We start from the raw sequence: 17,577 nt of genomic DNA, 5'->3' as shown, positions 1-17,577 counted from the left end.
AAAAACTTTATAATACAAACCAGCACATACTCTAAAAATAAAAAAATAAGCAAACATTGAACATCGTGTCATTTTTGTAACATTAAATATCATTTATGCAACATCCATTCCCTTGATAAAGACTACTTTTACTCCCAATTTATGCTTTAAAGGCTTCTTATATATTGCTTAAATCGACTGGAATATGAAGACAACCCTGACAAAACTCTTTTTATATTATACCTTCATCTGCTGTTTTATCACGGCCTACGGGCAAGACTTCTATGCAACCCAACGCAGTTCCTGGTTGCAAAAAGCCGAACAAAATAAACCCCGGTTAACTGTAACAGAAAAGAAACCGACCGGATTAGTCAATATAATAGAAGACAAAGAGGGATTCCAGGGATACAAAGCGGTACAGGAAGGTCCTATGGAGGTCTTATACAATAGTTCTTTTAAAGACAAAAAGACGGTTATCGTAGATTTTGGCGAACATATGACTGGCAGTTTCAGCTTCAGTACGGATCTGCTAAAGGCAGACTCCGATGCGCCGGCCCGCTTTAAACTGACCTTCGGAGAAGTTCCGGCCGAACTTGTCACACCCTTCGATCCTTACAAAGGAGGGCTCAGCCGGGCCTGGTTGCAAGACGAAACGGTTACCGTAATGACAATGCCTGCGACCACCACCATTCCGCACCGCCTTTCTTTCAGATATGTAAAGATTGAACTGATAGCAACACCTCCCGGTTACGATTTCTGCATCTCGGATATGAAGTGTAATGCCGTGACTTCTGCTGTCAACCATCCGGAAGAACTGTTATCCACCACGCCACAGATTTTCAAAGATATAGACCATGTAAGTTTAAACACCCTTAAAGAATGTATGCAGACCGTTTATGAAGATGGCCCCAAAAGAGACCAGCGCCTCTGGCTGGGAGACCTTTACCTCGAAGCCTTAGCCAATAACTATTCTTTCAAACAATATAACCTGACCAAACGCTGCCTTTATCTGTTGGCCGCGCTTAGCGAACCTAACGGAAAACTGAACGCCACCGTCTTTGAAGCGCCGGTACCCAAACCGCAAGCCAAACAACATTTATATGATTACTCCTTCCTGTTCGGCGTTACCCTCAAAGACTATTTACTGGAAACCGGAGACCGTGAAACAGCCGAAGACCTCTGGCCTGTCGTCAAAAAACAACTCGAATCGGCCTATGCTTATCTACAGGACGACGGAACCATGAATTACGAACAGGCTTCCCGTGAATGGTGGATATTCTTCGACTGGAAAGACGGACTACACCGGGAAGTGGCCTTTCATGGTGTCACAATCTTTGCCTTCAAAGAAACTTACGAACTGGCACAGTTACTGAACAAAGAAAATGAAGTAGCCCAACTACCCGCCCTTATCCGGAAGATGAAAAAGGCAGCCCGCAAACATTTCTACAATCCTAAAACGGGTCTGTTCGCAGGGTTACTGAACGATCAGGTTTCGTATGCTTCTCAAATCTGGATGATATTAGGAGAAGTACCCACACAAAAGGAGGCTCAACGGGCATTAAGAGCCTTGAAAACAACTGAGAATGTATGTATCCCGGGGGCACCTTATTTATTCCACTATTATATAGAAGCCTTGATAAAAAGCGGATTGGCGGAAGATGCCAAAAAAGAAGTCGCAACCTATTGGGGGGATATGATCCATAAAGGAGCCGATACCTTCTGGGAAGTGTATGATCCTCAAAACGAATACTTATCTCCATACAATTTCTTTCCTATTAATAGCTATTGTCATGCATGGAGTTGTACACCGACTTATTTCATTCGCAAATACCCGGAGATATTCCAGAAATAAACTATATTTGTTCCGGTTTCAACAAAAATGAGACACCATGAAAGTAAGAAATTCCACTATTCCTACCGACAGCCTGATAAACAAATATCTCCCGGCAAGCTACTCGGATGCATTTGAATGTGAAATAACCACGAAGAAAAAGATCACTGCGGATGATATTCTGATCTCACTCTGGACAGATATGCCGGCTTGGATTAACAAACTATTCAAACTGCGTAATTTATTGGTAAAACCATTCGGCCTCCAAGCCGGAGAAAAGGAAAAGCCGGACATTGAAAGATGTATCCGGACAGGAGAAAAAACCCCTTTAGCCAACGTCACCGACAAATCTCCAAACGAAACCATTATGCAGTTGGACGACAAACACCTCTGTGCTTATCTATCCATTCACCTCGAAGAATTTGAAGGAAACCGAAAAAAGATCAGATGTATCACCGTCGTACGTTTTCATTACTGGCTGGGATATGCCTACTTCTATGCGATAGCTCCTTTCCATCATCTGGTAGTAAGAGGGATGTTGAAACACATCCTGCGACCAGAGGTTATAAAAACAAATAAATAACAGATTTACAGCTTCTCTGATTGAAATTTGAAAGCTTTTGACCGATAACTGTAACCCGGTCAATATGAATTTATGTTCCTTTGCCTACAAAAAAATAGTTAAAATGATGCACTCATTTAAGGGATACAGCCCTTTTCTGAATCACATTATTAAGATCGCTCCTGTCAACGGTAAGGACAATAAATGAAAAATGCTATATATCATGAGAAATGTATCTTTATTATGTATCTTGTTTTCGTGGCTGCTCTCAGCTTGCAGCGGACCTTCAAACTATTTTGAACCCGAAAAACAAAATGCACTTCGTGCACCTTCCTTTCCTCTGGTAACGATCGATCCATATACCAGCATCTGGTCGTTTACCGATAAACTGAATGAGGATGCAACCCGTCATTGGACAGGTAAAAAAGCTCCGTTATTCGGTGTTGTCCGCGTAGACGGTCAATCTTTCCGTTTTATGGGAGTAGAAGACCTTCCTCTGAAAGTAATTATTCCCACAGCGGCCAAAGAGAAATGGGAAGCCGCCTATACGGAAAAGGAACCGGCAGCCAACTGGGTAAAACCGGACTTCAACGATGCTGCATGGACCAAAGGACAAGCCGCTTTCGGTACTCCTGATATGCCCGACCTGTCCACCCCCTGGAACAGCAAGGACATCTGGGTAAGAAGAACATTCGATCTCTCGGATGATTACACTGCACAATCCGTATATCTCGAATATTCTCACGACGATATCTTTGAATTATATATTAACGGCATACAAGTAATCTCTACCGGCTATGTATGGAAAAACAATGTATTATCCGAACTTCCCGCTGAAGTAAAGGCAACATTGAAACCCGGCAAAAATGTAATTGCCGCTCATTGCCATAACAAAACCGGAGGAGGATACGTAGACTTCGGTCTGTTCACCAAAGAAGAAAACAAAACATTCTTCAATGAAGCTGCCATCCAGAAGTCGGTCAACGTACTGCCTACCCAGACTTTCTATACCTTCGAATGCGGACCGGTCGAACTGGACGTTATTTTCACTTCCCCTCTATTAATGGATGATCTGGACTTGATGACACGTCCGGTCAATTATATCTCTTACCAGGCTAAATCGTTGGATGGCCAGCAGCATGACGTACAGATTTATATGGAGGCCACTCCCCAATTGGCGGTCAACACCGATAACCAGTCAGTATCTTTCGACCGGGATGAGAAAAATAATATCACCTATCTGAAAACAGGAACAATCGAACAGCCTGTACTGGGCCGTAAAGGAGATGATGTACGTATCGACTGGGGATATTTCTACCTGGCAGCCGGTACAGATGCCAATACAACCATGACAATGGGACAGTACCATACAACCAAACAAGACTTTGCCGCTAACGGAAAACTGCCTGTCAACACAACAGCAGAAGGACTTTCATCCGACATGCAAAATGATATGAGCGTATTGGCCTACTGCCACGACCTGGGAGCCGTATCCGCTCCCGTCAGCAATTACCTGATGATCGGGTATGACGACCTGTATGCTATCCAATATTTCAACGACAACCGCATGGCCTATTGGAAACACAACGGCCAGAAAAATATCGAGCAGGCATTTGAAGAAGCAAACAACGATTATGCTTCGATCATGAAACGTTGCCGTCAGTTCGATACACAGATGATGAACGACGCAGAGAAAGCCGGCGGTAAGGAATACGCCGAACTTTGTGCAATATCCTACCGTCAATCCATTGCTGCACATAAACTGGTGGAAGACAAAGACGGCAATCTGTTGTTCCTTTCCAAAGAGAACTTCAGCAACGGCTCTATCGGTACGGTCGATATTACCTATCCTTCGTCACCTTTGTACCTGATATACAATCCTGAATTACTGAAAGGAATGATGACACCTATTTTCTATTACAGTGAAAGCGGCAGGTGGAATAAACCGTTTGCAGCCCACGATGTAGGTACTTATCCGTTGGCTAACGGCCAGACTTACGGTGGCGACATGCCGGTGGAAGAAAGCGGCAACATGCTGATCCTGACAACCGCTATCGCCCTTCGTGAAGGAAATGCCGAATTTGCCAGGAAACACTGGGAGACATTGACAACCTGGGCGAACTATCTGCTTAAAGAAGGCCTCGATCCTGAGAACCAGCTTTGTACGGACGACTTCGCCGGCCATTTCGCACACAATGCAAACCTTTCCATCAAAGCGATCATGGGAATAGCCGGATACGGTAAACTGGCCGATATGCTGGGCGATAAGGTTACTGCCGAAAAATATATTTCCGCCGCTAAAGAGATGGCAATGAAATGGGCTGCCATGGCAAATGCCGGTGATCACTATCGCCTGACCTTCGACCAACCGGCCACCTGGAGCCAGAAATATAACCTGGTATGGGATAAATTATTCGGAATGGGTATCTTCCCACAGGAAATTGCCGGAAAAGAAATGGCTTACTACCTGACCCAACAGAATACCTACGGTCTGCCACTCGACAGCCGTAAGACCTATACGAAAGCAGACTGGATCCTCTGGACAGCTTGCCTGACAGACAATATGAACGATTTCACCCAACTGGTATCACCGGTTTACAAATATGCAAACGAAACAAATACCCGCATGCCGTTAAGCGACTGGTATGAGACGACCAACGCAAATTCAGTCGGTTTCCGTGCCCGTTCGGTTGTAGGCGGTTTGTTTATGAAGATGCTTGAAAAACAAATGTATAAGGGAGCCCCGGTGGCGGCTCCTTCTTTGACCGATGCACCTGCCATGCAGAAAAGTGAACTATTTATGGAATTACCGGACAATTGCCCGACCCCCGACGGTATGGCGATTGCTCCGAACGGTGATCTGATCCTGTCTTGTCCGAACTTCGCCGATTTGTCTAAGCCGGCTTGCCTGATGCGTATCACGAAAGATGGGAAGATTGATAAATGGTTAGATGTACCGGTATTACCGGAAACGGGCTGGGCCGCTCCGATGGGAATCACATTCGACGACGAGGGTAATTTATTTATCTGTGATAACCAGGGATGGAGTGGTGCCCCCAAAGCCCAAAACAAAGGAAGATTGTTGTGTTTAAAGCTGAAAGATGGCAGGTTAGACGAAACCATTGTGGTTGCTTCAGGAATGGAGCATCCCAATGGGGTTCGTTTTCGCGATGGAAAGCTATATGTCACACAAAGTTCCCTCTCTTCCATTCAGGACCCGTCGGGATTACTGGTCAGCGGCGTATATTGTTTTGACAAGAATGACAAGAACATAAAAGTAACCAATACGAGAGCTGATAAAAACCTGATCACCACCGTCATCACCAAGAACAAGGATGTACAGTACGGACTGGACGGTATTGTTTTCGATAAGGAAGGAAATTTATATGTCGGCAACTTCGGTGACGGTACGATCCACCGAATAACAATGGATGCCAACGGCAGCGTTACCGGCAATGAGATCTGGGCGCAGGATCCCTCACAGCTACGTACCACCGATGGAATGTGTATCGACGATGACGGAAATATCTGGGTAGCCGATTTCTCGGAAAATGCAGTTGCCCGTATCGATAAGAACGGTCGCATTCAGCGTATCGCCCAGAGTCCGGATGGCGACGGAAGCGACGGCGGGCTCGACCAACCGGGAGAACCGATCGTATGGAACGGCCAGGTAATCGTTTCCTGCTTCGATATCGTAACAGGCCCCGACAAAGTAAATACCGGACACGACAAGCCTTTTACACTAGCAAAATTGCAACTCAACTAACAAATTAACCCTAATATCATGAAACATTACTTATCTACATTTGCCGGATCGGCCATATGCGGAGGTTTTGCTTTCGGCATCTGGCCGGAGCTTTGGAAAACCTACGGTCTCATGGGAGGATGGCTGGCGGCTACACTTATCATCGGGATCATGTGGTACATGAACCATTACAACGGAGCCATATTGAATCCGGAAGGAAAGATATGGCTCGACCAGGGATGGTGTATCGGTTCTGCCGGTATAGCCTGGGGGATCGTCCGTTTCCAGGGCGACATCACACAATTCTTTCTGGCCGCTCCTACACTGCTTTGTTGTCTGATCGGGGGAGCGTTAGCCGGTCTGACCATCTGGGCGATGCGATCATGCGGTAACCGCCTGTCAAAAGAGGAGGAGGCTGTATGAGCGAGTGGTTACAGACTTACAATGAACTATTCGGTATGTACAATGCCGGTATCATCACGAGTATATTCGGTTCTTTCGCCGTCACATTCACGGTTATATTCTGCTGGCCTAAACTGGTCAGAGACTTCGGAGCAAAAGGGGGCTTTATCGCCGCCGCATTAATTATAGGAACATTCTGGCTGGTAAACCATAAACTGCCCGGCTTCGGTTTCTCCACCGGCCTGGCCCTGGATGCAAACGGGCTGCCGATGCAGTTCAGCCTGATTCATCAAGGTGCACGCGGTAGTGCTCCGTGGGTAGATATGGGTTGGGCCATTGCGATGGGATTTGTGGTTTGCGATACGCTCTGTGCACCGAAAGGTCAGCGCCCGGGCTTATTGAAAGAAGCATTCCCGCGCTGGGTGGTTATCATAGCCGGAGGAATCGTTGGAGGTATTCTGGTCGGACTGACCGGATATACGAATGCTGCATTATAAATAATATTCTATAGACCATGTCAAAATACGTTATTGCACACGACTTAGGAACGAGTGGTAACAAGGCGACTTTATTCAACGAAGAAGGTATGTTGGTTGCCTCCCATGTTGCCTCTTATCGTACCGATTATGCTGCTGGCAACCGGGCAGAACAAAATCCTGCCGACTGGTGGAAGGCGATCGTTGAAACAACCAACGCTTTACTGCAAATCGTTTCACCGGAAGATATTGCCGGGGTTGCCCTGAGCGGACAAATGATGGGCTGTTTATGCGTCGATAAAAAAGGAAATCCGTTGTATCCCCACCTATTATATTGCGACCAGCGTTCGCAGGAGGAGGAAGCGTTCCTGGCAGGAAAAATCGACCCGCTTCATTTCTACGAGATAACAGGCCATCGCATCAGTGCCTCTTATTCGATAGAAAAGCTCATGTGGATACGGAAACATCAGCCGGAAGTATTTGCGAATACTTATAAGATGCTCAATGCAAAGGATTATATCAATTTCCGCCTTTGCGGCACGATAGCCACCGATCCGTCGGATGCTTCCGGCACGAATGCCTACGATCTGAATCGCTGGGCCTGGAGTGAAGAGATCATCGAGGCCGCCGGACTGGACATTTCATTGTTTCCGGAAGTACGTTCCTCCATCGACGTAATAGGCGAAGTTACAGAAGAGGCAGCCAAAGCTACCGGACTCCGAAAAGGGACACCGGTCATTTGCGGAGGCGGCGATGGCAGTTGTGCCGGAGTAGGCGTTGGATGCGTAGCTCCGGGAACATCTTACAACTACCTGGGATCTTCCTCATGGGTGGCTCTGACCGTAGAAAAACCCGTTGTCGACGAACAACGGCGCACGATGAACTGGGCGCATGTCGTACCCGGTATGCTTCATCCGTCCGGCACCATGCAAACGGCAGGAGCCAGCTACAACTGGATGGTTCAGCAACTGTGCAGGCAGGAACTGGAAGAGGCCCGTCTCCGGAAAGGAAATGTATATGAACTGATCGACGAACAGATCCGGAAATCACCGATAGGCTCCAACAAACTATTGTTCCTGCCCTATCTGATGGGTGAACGTTCTCCGCGTTGGAATGTAAATGCCAAAGGTGCCTTTATCGGTCTGACTGTGGGACATACGCATGCCGATATGCTTCGTTCCGTCATGGAAGGTATCACCCTCAACCTGGGACTGATCGTAAATATATTCCGCAACCACGTGCCGGTTGAGAATATGACCGTGATAGGCGGCTGTGCCAAAAATCCCATCTGGCAACAGATGATGGCCGACATCTATCAGACAGAAATAAAGATACCGAACTACCTGGAAGAAGCCACCTCGATGGGTGCCGCTATCCTGGCCGGTATCGGAGCCGGACTGTTCAAGGACTTCAGCGTAACCGACCGCTTTATCCATATCGATAAGAAGATCAGCCCTATCCCTGCCAATGTAAAGAAATATCAGGAATTAATCGGAGTATTCGATAAGACGTACGACCATTTGAAAGAAGTCTATGCCGACTTATCGAATTTAAATCTATAAGAAAGAATATGAAAGGACAAATGAAAAGCGTAATCGCAACAGCTCCCGGCGTAGTAGAGATCCGGGAGATAGATATACCGGCTATCACACCCTATCAGGCTTTAGTGAAAACTGAGATGGTAGCCTTGTGTAATGCAACTGACAGTAAACTGATATCCGGGCATTTTCCCGGAGCAGACCAGTTCCCGATGGCTTTGGGACATGAGAATGTAGGTATTGTAGTGGAAGTCGGGGCGAAAGTCCGCAACTTCCGTGTGGGCGACAGGGCCATCGGCGGATTGAATGCCACTTTTACAACTCCGGGATTGAATAGTGCCTGGGGTGGTTTCAGTGAATATGTCGTCGTGAACGATTTCGAAGTATTGAAGGAAGAAGGCCTCGCCACACCGGAACAGGGTTGCTGGGACAGCTTTGAAATTCAGAATGCCGTACCTGCCGATATACAGCCGGAAGAAGCAGTAATCGCTTGTACCTGGCGTGAGATAGTCGGTGCATTTAAAGACTTCCGCCTGGCTCCGGGCAAGAAAGTTATGGTATTCGGTGCCGGTCCCGTCGGACTGAGTTTCGTCAAACTAGGCAAACTGTTCGGTCTGGGACAGGTAGATATCGTCGACATGCTTCCCGCCAAACTGGAACTGGCCAAAAAGATGGGAGCCGACAACGGGTATACTCCGGCAGAAATCGCCAACCCTGAATTTATAGCGGCCGCCAACCGTTCGTACGACACGATCATCGACGCAGTCGGTTTGCCATCCATCGTTAACTCGGCTCTGCCGCTTATCAAAATGGCCGGCGACATCTGTGTCTATGGTGTGATGACCAAAAATCCGACGATCGATTTAGATCAGGCTCCGTACAACTTCAACCTCTACATCCACCGCTGGCCGACCCGTTCGGAAGAGAAACGGGCCATGATTGCACTGACCGAGTGGATACGCGAAGGTCGGTTGTCTGCCTCCGACTTTATCTCCCATCGCTTTAAGATTGAACAAATAAACGAGGCTCTGGAAGCCGTAAAACGTAACGAAGTAATAAAAACAGTATTAACATTCTAAACATCATTTATCATGAACGAAATAATCGCAAACCTAACAGTAGAACAATTAGCAGGAATGATCGACCATACCTTCCTGAAACCTTTCGGCACGGCAGAGAACATCGAAAAGCTTTGTGCCGAAGCACGGAAATATGAATTCGCAATGGTAGCCATCAATCCGGCAGAAGTAGAAACCTGCGTTAAGTTACTGGAAGGTTCGCCCGTTCGTGTCGGTGCAGCCATCGGCTTTCCGTTAGGCCAGACGACTACCGAATGCAAAGCGTTCGAAACACGCGATGCCATCGAAAAAGGAGCAACGGAAATCGATACAGTGATCAATGTCCGCGCCCTACAGAAAGGTCGGCTCGATATCGTAAAGAAAGAAATCGAAGATATGGTAACCATCTGCCGTCCGGCAGGTGTGATCTGTAAAGTAATTCTGGAAACCTGCTATCTGTCTGATGCAGAAAAGGAAACAGTCTGCCAAATCGCCAAAGAAGCAGGTGTCGATTTCGTGAAGACCTCTACCGGTTTCGGAACAGCCGGAGCCACCGTGGAAGACGTTGCCCTGATGCGTCGCGTGGTCGGCCCTGAAATCGGAGTGAAAGCTGCAGGCGGTATCCGCGACCTGGATACAGCATTAGCCATGATTAAAGCAGGCGCTACCCGCATCGGTACGTCTAGCGGAGTCTCAATCGTAGAGGCCTACAAAGTTTCCCGCAAGTGAAACTAAAGTTTCTTCCGGATGAAACAATAGTTTCACCCGGAAGAAACAAACTGAAACAAAGCATCGTTTCAGTCTATTCCGGTAACCGGATTATTAACAAAGAAGGGAGTATCATGAATAACTTACACAAAATAGGAATAGGACTTATACTCGTTGTAATGGCAGCCTGCCAGAACAAGGAAACGACGTATAAGGATCACCATCCTGTCGATAAGCAGGAATTTATAGCCGAAATACAAAACCAATTCAATAAAATAAAGGCAACCGAAGGGATTGTCTCAAAAGACAGTACCGCAACCCTGATCCGGGAGGCGCATCTGCATTTATATCATCATTATCCGGTCTATTACGACTGGTGGCTACAAGATGGAAGCAATGTGAAATGGTTTGACGGGACTTTTTCCAGTCAGATCAACGAACGCCTGCACAAACTGCAACTGGAAACAAAAGTAACCGACACCCCGGAAAGCATCACACAGGCTTTGTCTTCCTACCTCGATGCCTGTACGAAAAGAAGGGAACAGCGACTGGCCTCATTTATAAAAAGTACTCCCGAAGTTGTGTTTACCAAATTCCGTACACTGCGTCCGTCTTTCTTTGCCTATACGGAAGGTTTGTCCGATGCCCGTGCAGAATGTAATTTCTTTGCCGGAGGCGAGTTGGGATACTTTAAAATGGATGGCATCTGGGCAAAAGAACAAACTTTATTGAAAGATACAGCCGGCGTTTTCCGTGATCCGGACGTACATTTCGATGGAAAGCATGTAGTATTTGCATGGAAGAAGTCGCAGAAAGAAGATGACTTCCACCTGTATGAAATGGAAATGCCCTCGCGGAAACTAAAACAGATCACCTCCGGTCTCGGATTTGCAGACATAGAGCCTATCTACCTGCCGGATGAAAATATCATGTTCAACTCGACCCGCAACGGTAGCTCCGTAGATTGCTGGACCGTAGAAGTCAGCAACCTCTATCTCTGTGACCGCGAAGGACGTTATATGCGGCAAGTCGGATTCGACCAGGTACATACCTCCAATCCGACACTGCTCGACGACGGTCGCGTGGTCTATACCCGTTGGGAATACAACGACCGTGGCCAGGTATTTATGCAACCGCTCTGCCAGATGAACCCGGACGGTACCGGACAGGCCGAGTATTATGGAGGAAACAGCTTCTTCCCTACCACCGTCACGCATACCCGTCAAATCCCCGGGACACGAAAGGTGATGGCAACCATCCTCGGTCATCATACCCCTCAACACGGTAAATTATGCATCATCGATCCCGAAGCCGGACGTGATGAAAACGAGGGTGTTATGCTGGTTGCTCCGCTTCACAGGCCGGAAGCTGTAAAAGTAGATGCCTACGGACAGTTCGGCGATCAGTTCCAGCACCCTTACCCCTTGAATGAAGAAGAGTTCCTGATTTCCTATACGCCGCTGGGCTATCATGTAGGTCACCCGATGGAATTCGGCATCTACTGGATGACACCGGCCGGAGAACGCGAACTATTGGTTTCGGATGCCAGCCTGTCCTGCAATCAGCCTGTCCTGCTGGCCGAACATGAACGTCCTTTCGAGCGTGTAAACAATGTGGATTACACGAAAGAGGAAGGTGTCTACTATATGCAGAATATTTACGAAGGGAACGGTTTGAAAGGTATCCGGCCGGGAACAATCAAGAAACTGCGTATCGTCGAACCCATCTACCGTGTAGCCAGTATCGGTGCCGCTTTCGGCTTTGACGCAGGGGGCGGCGGACATGCCTTCTCTCCGGTGGGAGTCGGTAATGCCAGCTGGGATGTTAAACGGATACTCGGTACGGTAGATGTGCAGCCGGACGGTTCGGCCTTCTTCACAGTGCCTTGCCGCACACCTTTATACTTCCAGGCATTGGATGAAAACAACCGGGTTGTACAGACCATGCGTAGCTGGTCGACCTTGCAGCCGGGAGAAACACAGAGTTGCGTAGGATGCCATGAACACAAGAATACAGTGCCGCTGTCTTCACATCCGGTATCTATGGCTATGAACACCGGTATCCAAAAGATCGAGCCGGAAGGGATTGGAGACCGTTCATTCAGCTATATCAAAGAAGTGCAACCTATCTGGGATGCCCATTGTATATCCTGTCATGACGGAGTGAAAAGCAAGCTGAGCCTGAAAGGCGAGTTGAAAGTAGTCGACCAGCAAACAAAGCGCAAGTTCTCAGACTCCTATCTGAATTTGACTCACGCGCGTAAAATGACCGAAGGCAACGACTCCTGGCAGGGAGACGCTCATCACCCGGAAGTAAACTGGATAAGCAACCTGTCCGAACCGACATTGCTTGCCCCTTATTTTGCCGGCTCCAACACTAGCAACCTGATCAAACGGCTAGAGAACGGACACGGCGGATGTAACCTGAATAAAGAAGAAATGGAAACGATCGCTTTATGGATCGACCTCTGCGTGCCCTTCATCGGTGACTACCGGGAAGCAAACAACTGGACACAGGAGGAGAAGGATTACTATACATATTATGAGAAGAAGCGGGAAACATCCCGGGCTGCCGAGAAAGAAAACATCCGTCAGTATCTTCAATCATTAAAAGCAAAGAAGTAAAGATTATGAAAATAAACTGGACTTATATAGCCTGCCTGTGCCTCATTGCCCTGACAGGATGCAACGGAAATGATGTTTTTGCCCCCGATCATATATGGAGTGCCGGACAAGAAGACGGACTTCTGGTGACAAACCGGGATAAAAAAGAAATATGCCTCATCGATACCCATCTAAAGAATACAGGTATCAAAACAACATTGCCAACTGCCGCCAACGACCTGACGGAAACGCCCGACCGGCATATCTGGGTGGTATGCGACGGCGTCGGAGGCTCTTTATGCGAGTTGGATGGGAAAGACCTGTCCGTTATCTCTCAAACAGCCTTGGGACATACTCCTTCTGCCCTCTTATTCAACCGGCAGACAGGTTCTTTATGGACAACCCAACGCTTCAATAATGAACTGTGGGAAATATCTCCGGAGACAAAAGAAGTGTTGAACCGGATCAGCGTAGGCCGCGAACCGGTAGACATCGTTTCATTCGCTGGCGACAGCTTATTACTGGTTGCCAACAACCTGCCGGAAATGTCATCGCTCACTTATCCGATTGCCTGCCAACTGGATATTGTCGATGTAAACAGTAAAAAGGTAGTGAAACGCTTACAGCTTCCAAACGGTTCCACAGATGTAAAAGCATTAGCTACAGACAGCAAAGGCAATTACGCATATGCCGTCCATTTATTGGCACGCTACCAGCTCCCTACCAACCAGGTAGACCGGGGATGGATGAGTACGAATGTCCTGTCCGTCATTAACCTGCATACACAGGAAGTGGAGAATACAGTTCTGTTGGACACTCCGCAGAAAGGCGCCTCCAATCCGTGGAACGTTATCGTCTCTCCGGATGATAGTAAAATATGGATATCTGTCTCCGGATCTCACGAACTGGTATGTGTAGACAGAATCGCATTGCACGACCGCCTGGCACGGGCAAAAGAGGGCGAAAAAGTAACTCCTTCAACCAAAGATTACGCGCATATCCCGGATGATGCGGGTTTCTTATACGGTATACGCGATTTCTACAAAACGCAGGGGAAAGGTCCCCGTGCCCTGTACGTCACACCGGATAAAGTCTATACGGCGAATTATTATACCGGAGAGTTGGTTGCCTTCAACGGAAACGGCAAAAATATGGTTTCTTCCTCATTGGGTACGGCACTCGCATCCACTCAAAAAGGGAAAGGCGATATGTATTTCCACGATGCTTCCATCGGCTTCCAGGAATGGCAGAGCTGTGCCAGTTGCCACCCCAACGATGCCCGCATGGACGGCTTGAACTGGGATTTGCTGAACGACGGCATGGGGAATCCTAAGAATACCAAGACATTGGTTTTATCCCACCAGACTCCTCCCTGCATGGTTTCCGGTATTCGTAAAGATGCAGAAACGGCTGTTATCTCAGGTATCAAGTATATCTTATTTGCTGCTTCGACAGAAGAAATAGCTCCGGCCATCGATGTGTACCTGAAGTCATTGTCACCGGTTCCAAGCCCTTATCTGGTAAACGGTAATTTATCCGAAGCCGCCCAAAGAGGGAAAGAACATTTCGAGAAGAACTGTGCGTCCTGTCATTCCGGAACTTATTATACGGATATGAAACAGTACAAGGTAAACTGGACGAACGGGCCGGATAAGAATGTGAAAATGGATGTTCCCGCCTTGAACGAAGTATGGAGAACAGCCCCCTATCTGTATGACGGGCGCAGTTATACCATGCTGGAAATGTTGAAAGTCCACGGCCCTGCCGAAACTTTATCAGATAAAGAACAGGGCGATCTGGCAGAATATGTCTTATCACTATAAAAAAAGAATTATGAAACATTTCGCTTATATATTTGTACTTTCCTGCATTCACTGCTTTAGTGTACTGGCACAATGCGGGAACTTTGCCGGAGCCGATTATTCCCAGGGGATCGTTTTCATTATGGAAAACAACAAGATCGTCTGGCAACATGAGGCTCCGGAATCGAATGATCTCTGGGTACTTCCGAATGGGAACTTATTGTTTTCGGTTGGTAAAGGAGTACTGGAAGTGACCCGGCAAAACGATACCGTCTTTTATTACGCATCAGAAAGTCCCGTCTTCGCCTGCCAGCGTCTGAAAAACGGGAATACTTTTATCGGTGAATGCAATGCCGGACGTTTACTGGAAGTTTCTCCCGGGGGAAAAATCGTAAGTGAGGTATGCATCCTGCCGGAAGGTGTTTCGGACGGAACATTTGCCTTTATGCGTAATGCCCGCAAACTGGATAACGGTAATTATCTTGTAGCGCATTACGGAGGGGAATATGTCAAAGAATACGATTCAAAAGGGGAAGTAGTCTGGCAGGCACAGGTTCCCGGCGGTCCTCATTCTGTGATCCGATTACCGAACGGCCACACACTGGTCGCCGTTGCCGATAAGACACAGAATCCCCGTATCGTCGAATTAGACAAAAAAGGCAACACCGTATGGGAAATATCGAACAAGGATATTCCCGGAGAGCCTTTAAAGTTTCTGGGAGGTATGCAATATTTCCCCGACGGGCGTTTGCTCTTCACAAACTGGGTCGGCCATGTGAATCCGGACAAACGGGATCATCTGTTTCTGGTAGACAGGGATAAAAACATCCTCTGTACATTAAAGGATCAGGAAGGGATACAAACCATGTCTTCCGTATTCAGCCTGGATGAAAATACCGGTTCGCTTCATTAAAACAGTTATTCAAACAACAGCTAAAGGATAAGGTAGCACTATAGACTCAGGTTCGTCAGCACTATAGTGCTACCTTCTTTACACTGGCATGCTACTTATTTTTGTCGCGTACCTTCTATTACCTCCTGATTGATTTGTTTGACCTTTTCCAGATTCATCTTCTCAACCCAACGATCGTAAGTGACCAGTCCGTTTATCTCATGCTCCACATCCGTTGTCTGTGTGTAGATAGCCGTGCTCAAGCCGAAATATTTAATCATCTGCTCTAATTCGTTAAGCATGAGAATATAGGTGTCAGTCAAAACCTCTTTATTCAACATCATTTCATAGGCATCATTCCGCACAGGCCACAAATGCCCTCTGACAAACAATCCTTTTCCACCAAACTCACCGAGAGATGCCGCCCTCTTCTCATCCGGACGAGGCATCGCCTTCGATTCTATCTTACCATAATGATGCAGATCGACGAAATCGCCATTACCCGGATCGCCATAGGCCGGACGATAACCCGGAGCATAATTGTAACCGGACAGACCATTAACCAGACGGCTCGGATCATATTTCTTCACCCAATCCGTTATATCGGTAGCTTCAAACGCTCCCCAGTTTTCATTAAAAGGAACCCACATCACAATAGAGGGTGAACTGATATGCTGATCGATCATCACCTTCAATTCTTCACGAAACTGCTTACGGACAGCAACAGAATCCGTATCATCCGGTTCCCACAGATTAGGCATATCCTGCCATACCATCAATCCCAGACGGTCGCAATGATAATACCAGCGCTGCGGCTCTACCTTTATATGCTTACGGATCACATTAAAGCCGGCTCGTTTGGCCAATTCGATATCATACAATAAAGCTTCATCCGTAGGAGCCGTGAAAATGCCATCCGGCCAGTATCCCTGATCCAGCAGTCCTATCTGAAATACAAACTGACCATTCAACAAAGGACGGTTTACTCCTTCCATCTTTCCCAAAGACACGGAACGCATCCCAAAATAAGATGCAACTTCATCTACAATCTTACCTTTCGTATTCTTCAACTGTAACTTCAAATCATATAAGAAAGGATCTTCAGGAGACCAGAGACGAGGGTTCTGTATAGGGATATAAAACTTATTATTAACGGTTCCTTCCGCTTTCGCTACTTCCGTCACACCGTCTTTAGCTACTGCCGAAACTTTTAATCCGTCGTTATCTGCACAAACAATCACTTCCAAACGGTTATTCTTTAGATCCGGGATCAGTTTGACCTGAGAAACATATTGTTTCTCCACCGGTTCCAACCAGACAGTCTGCCAGATACCGGAGGTAAAGGTATAATCGCCACGGGGTCCGTTTTTACCGGAGGCTGCCCTTCCATCGTTGGGGTCGTAGGCGCCGACAACAAGCGAGTTCTCTCCCGACTTCAGGAAATCAGTGATATCAAAAGTAAAGGCATCATAACCTCCCGTATGTGTTCCGACCTTCTTACCATTCACAAAAACAGTCGAAATACGATCTACCGCACCAAAATTCAACAAGATATTTTTACCTTTCCACTCCGCTGGGATCGTAAAACTCCGACGATACCATAAACAAGTATCTCCTTTACGAGCAATACCCGACAATTCTGCCTCAGGCGGAAAAGGAATCCGGATCTGTTCCGGCTTAGCAGGAAACGTCGGAACGGTAGTCGCCGATACCGGATCCTGCAACTCCTTCCCTCCCATATAATCCCACATACCATTCAGATTCAACCAATCTGCCCTCACCATCTGTGGCCGCGGATATTCCGGCAGAGGAACAGATGCTTGCAAAGCTTTATCCGTCCAGGGGGTCGGCAAGGTGAATAGCCCTGCACTTTGAGCCTTCATAGTAAACACTCCTCCCATTAAGAAACAGAAAGCCAGAGTAATAAACACTACTTTTTTCATGATAAAACTAATTAATATTTGATTTTTATGCATAATCA

General features: G+C 47.2%; 12 protein-coding genes and 1 pseudogene. 12 read left to right on the top strand and 1 reads right to left on the bottom strand.

Annotation, left to right across the window (positions count from 1 at the left end; all coding sequences use genetic code 11):
- Positions 1–184: 184 nt before the first annotated feature.
- The 12 genes and pseudogenes from M1P97_RS08070 (at position 185) to M1P97_RS08015 (ending at position 15,617) form a co-directional block, all read left to right on the top strand.
- Complete coding sequence (locus M1P97_RS08070; protein WP_249388776.1) at positions 185–1,831, top strand: alpha-L-rhamnosidase-related protein; 1,647 nt, start codon at positions 185–187, stop codon at positions 1,829–1,831.
- Positions 1,832–1,868: 37 nt separating this feature from the next.
- Complete coding sequence (locus M1P97_RS08065) at positions 1,869–2,393, top strand: DUF2867 domain-containing protein (RefSeq protein ID WP_195371935.1); 525 nt, start codon at positions 1,869–1,871, stop codon at positions 2,391–2,393.
- A gap of 202 nt (positions 2,394–2,595) precedes the next feature.
- Positions 2,596–5,109, top strand: a pseudogene (locus M1P97_RS08060) (glutaminase domain-containing protein); the annotation flags it as partial.
- Positions 5,101–6,138 carry an SMP-30/gluconolactonase/LRE family protein gene (locus tag M1P97_RS26445; RefSeq protein WP_394803887.1) on the top strand — a complete coding sequence of 346 codons (1,038 nt, stop codon included), beginning with the start codon at positions 5,101–5,103 and terminating at the stop codon, positions 6,136–6,138. The pseudogene M1P97_RS08060 and the gene M1P97_RS26445, both read left to right, overlap by 9 nt.
- Positions 6,139–6,156: 18 nt before the next feature.
- Positions 6,157–6,540 carry a Lin0368 family putative glycerol transporter subunit gene (locus M1P97_RS08050; RefSeq protein ID WP_075556422.1) on the top strand — a complete coding sequence of 128 codons (384 nt, stop codon included), beginning with the start codon at positions 6,157–6,159 and terminating at the stop codon, positions 6,538–6,540.
- Positions 6,537–7,016 (top strand): Lin0368 family putative glycerol transporter subunit, encoded by a 480-nt coding sequence (locus M1P97_RS08045; RefSeq protein ID WP_195371933.1) that lies wholly within the window; start codon positions 6,537–6,539, stop codon positions 7,014–7,016. Before M1P97_RS08050 ends, M1P97_RS08045 begins: the two co-directional genes overlap by 4 nt.
- 17 nt (positions 7,017–7,033) lie before the next feature.
- Entirely contained in the window at positions 7,034–8,557 is a 1,524-nt protein-coding gene (gene xylB / locus M1P97_RS08040; RefSeq protein ID WP_195371932.1) for a xylulokinase, read from the top strand.
- 20 nt (positions 8,558–8,577) lie between these two features.
- Positions 8,578–9,612 (top strand): zinc-dependent alcohol dehydrogenase, encoded by a 1,035-nt coding sequence (locus M1P97_RS08035; RefSeq protein ID WP_195371953.1) that lies wholly within the window; start codon positions 8,578–8,580, stop codon positions 9,610–9,612.
- A gap of 12 nt (positions 9,613–9,624) precedes the next feature.
- Positions 9,625–10,320, top strand: a complete 696-nt coding sequence (deoC, locus tag M1P97_RS08030) for a deoxyribose-phosphate aldolase (protein WP_195371931.1) — start codon at positions 9,625–9,627, stop codon at positions 10,318–10,320.
- A gap of 113 nt (positions 10,321–10,433) precedes the next feature.
- Entirely contained in the window at positions 10,434–12,923 is a 2,490-nt protein-coding gene (locus tag M1P97_RS08025) for an HzsA-related protein (protein WP_249388888.1), read from the top strand.
- Between the two features lie 5 nt (positions 12,924–12,928).
- A complete protein-coding gene (locus M1P97_RS08020; RefSeq protein ID WP_249388775.1) occupies positions 12,929–14,725 on the top strand; it encodes a c-type cytochrome in 1,797 nt (598 codons plus the stop codon).
- A 10-nt stretch (positions 14,726–14,735) separates the two neighbouring features.
- Entirely contained in the window at positions 14,736–15,617 is an 882-nt protein-coding gene (locus M1P97_RS08015; protein WP_195371928.1) for a beta-propeller domain-containing protein, read from the top strand.
- Positions 15,618–15,712: 95 nt separating this feature from the next.
- Here the strand turns inward: M1P97_RS08015 and M1P97_RS08010 are convergent, their stop codons facing one another.
- Positions 15,713–17,539, bottom strand: coding sequence for a glycoside hydrolase family 2 protein (locus M1P97_RS08010; RefSeq protein ID WP_249388774.1), 1,827 nt, complete (start codon positions 17,537–17,539; stop codon positions 15,713–15,715).
- Positions 17,540–17,577: the final 38 nt, after the last annotated feature.

Origin of the sequence: Parabacteroides leei (assembly GCF_023369805.1) — a bacterium.
Taxonomy (GTDB): domain Bacteria; phylum Bacteroidota; class Bacteroidia; order Bacteroidales; family Tannerellaceae; genus Parabacteroides; species Parabacteroides leei.
This window is presented reverse-complemented; position numbering and strand designations above follow the sequence as displayed.

What these genes read in the sequence shown, in the direction of transcription:
- M1P97_RS08070 (WP_249388776.1), top strand. Translation starts at nt 185, where the DNA reads ATGAAGACAACCCTGACAAAACTCTTTTTATATTATACCTTCATCTGC.
- M1P97_RS08065 (WP_195371935.1), top strand. Translation starts at nt 1,869, where the DNA reads ATGAAAGTAAGAAATTCCACTATTCCTACCGACAGCCTGATAAACAAA.
- M1P97_RS26445 (WP_394803887.1), top strand. Translation starts at nt 5,101, where the DNA reads ATGTATAAGGGAGCCCCGGTGGCGGCTCCTTCTTTGACCGATGCACCT.
- M1P97_RS08050 (WP_075556422.1), top strand. Translation starts at nt 6,157, where the DNA reads ATGAAACATTACTTATCTACATTTGCCGGATCGGCCATATGCGGAGGT.
- M1P97_RS08045 (WP_195371933.1), top strand. Translation starts at nt 6,537, where the DNA reads ATGAGCGAGTGGTTACAGACTTACAATGAACTATTCGGTATGTACAAT.
- xylB (WP_195371932.1), top strand. Translation starts at nt 7,034, where the DNA reads ATGTCAAAATACGTTATTGCACACGACTTAGGAACGAGTGGTAACAAG.
- M1P97_RS08035 (WP_195371953.1), top strand. Translation starts at nt 8,578, where the DNA reads ATGAAAAGCGTAATCGCAACAGCTCCCGGCGTAGTAGAGATCCGGGAG.
- deoC (WP_195371931.1), top strand. Translation starts at nt 9,625, where the DNA reads ATGAACGAAATAATCGCAAACCTAACAGTAGAACAATTAGCAGGAATG.
- M1P97_RS08025 (WP_249388888.1), top strand. Translation starts at nt 10,434, where the DNA reads ATGAATAACTTACACAAAATAGGAATAGGACTTATACTCGTTGTAATG.
- M1P97_RS08020 (WP_249388775.1), top strand. Translation starts at nt 12,929, where the DNA reads ATGAAAATAAACTGGACTTATATAGCCTGCCTGTGCCTCATTGCCCTG.
- M1P97_RS08015 (WP_195371928.1), top strand. Translation starts at nt 14,736, where the DNA reads ATGAAACATTTCGCTTATATATTTGTACTTTCCTGCATTCACTGCTTT.
- M1P97_RS08010 (WP_249388774.1), bottom strand. Translation starts at nt 17,539, where the DNA reads ATGAAAAAAGTAGTGTTTATTACTCTGGCTTTCTGTTTCTTAATGGGA.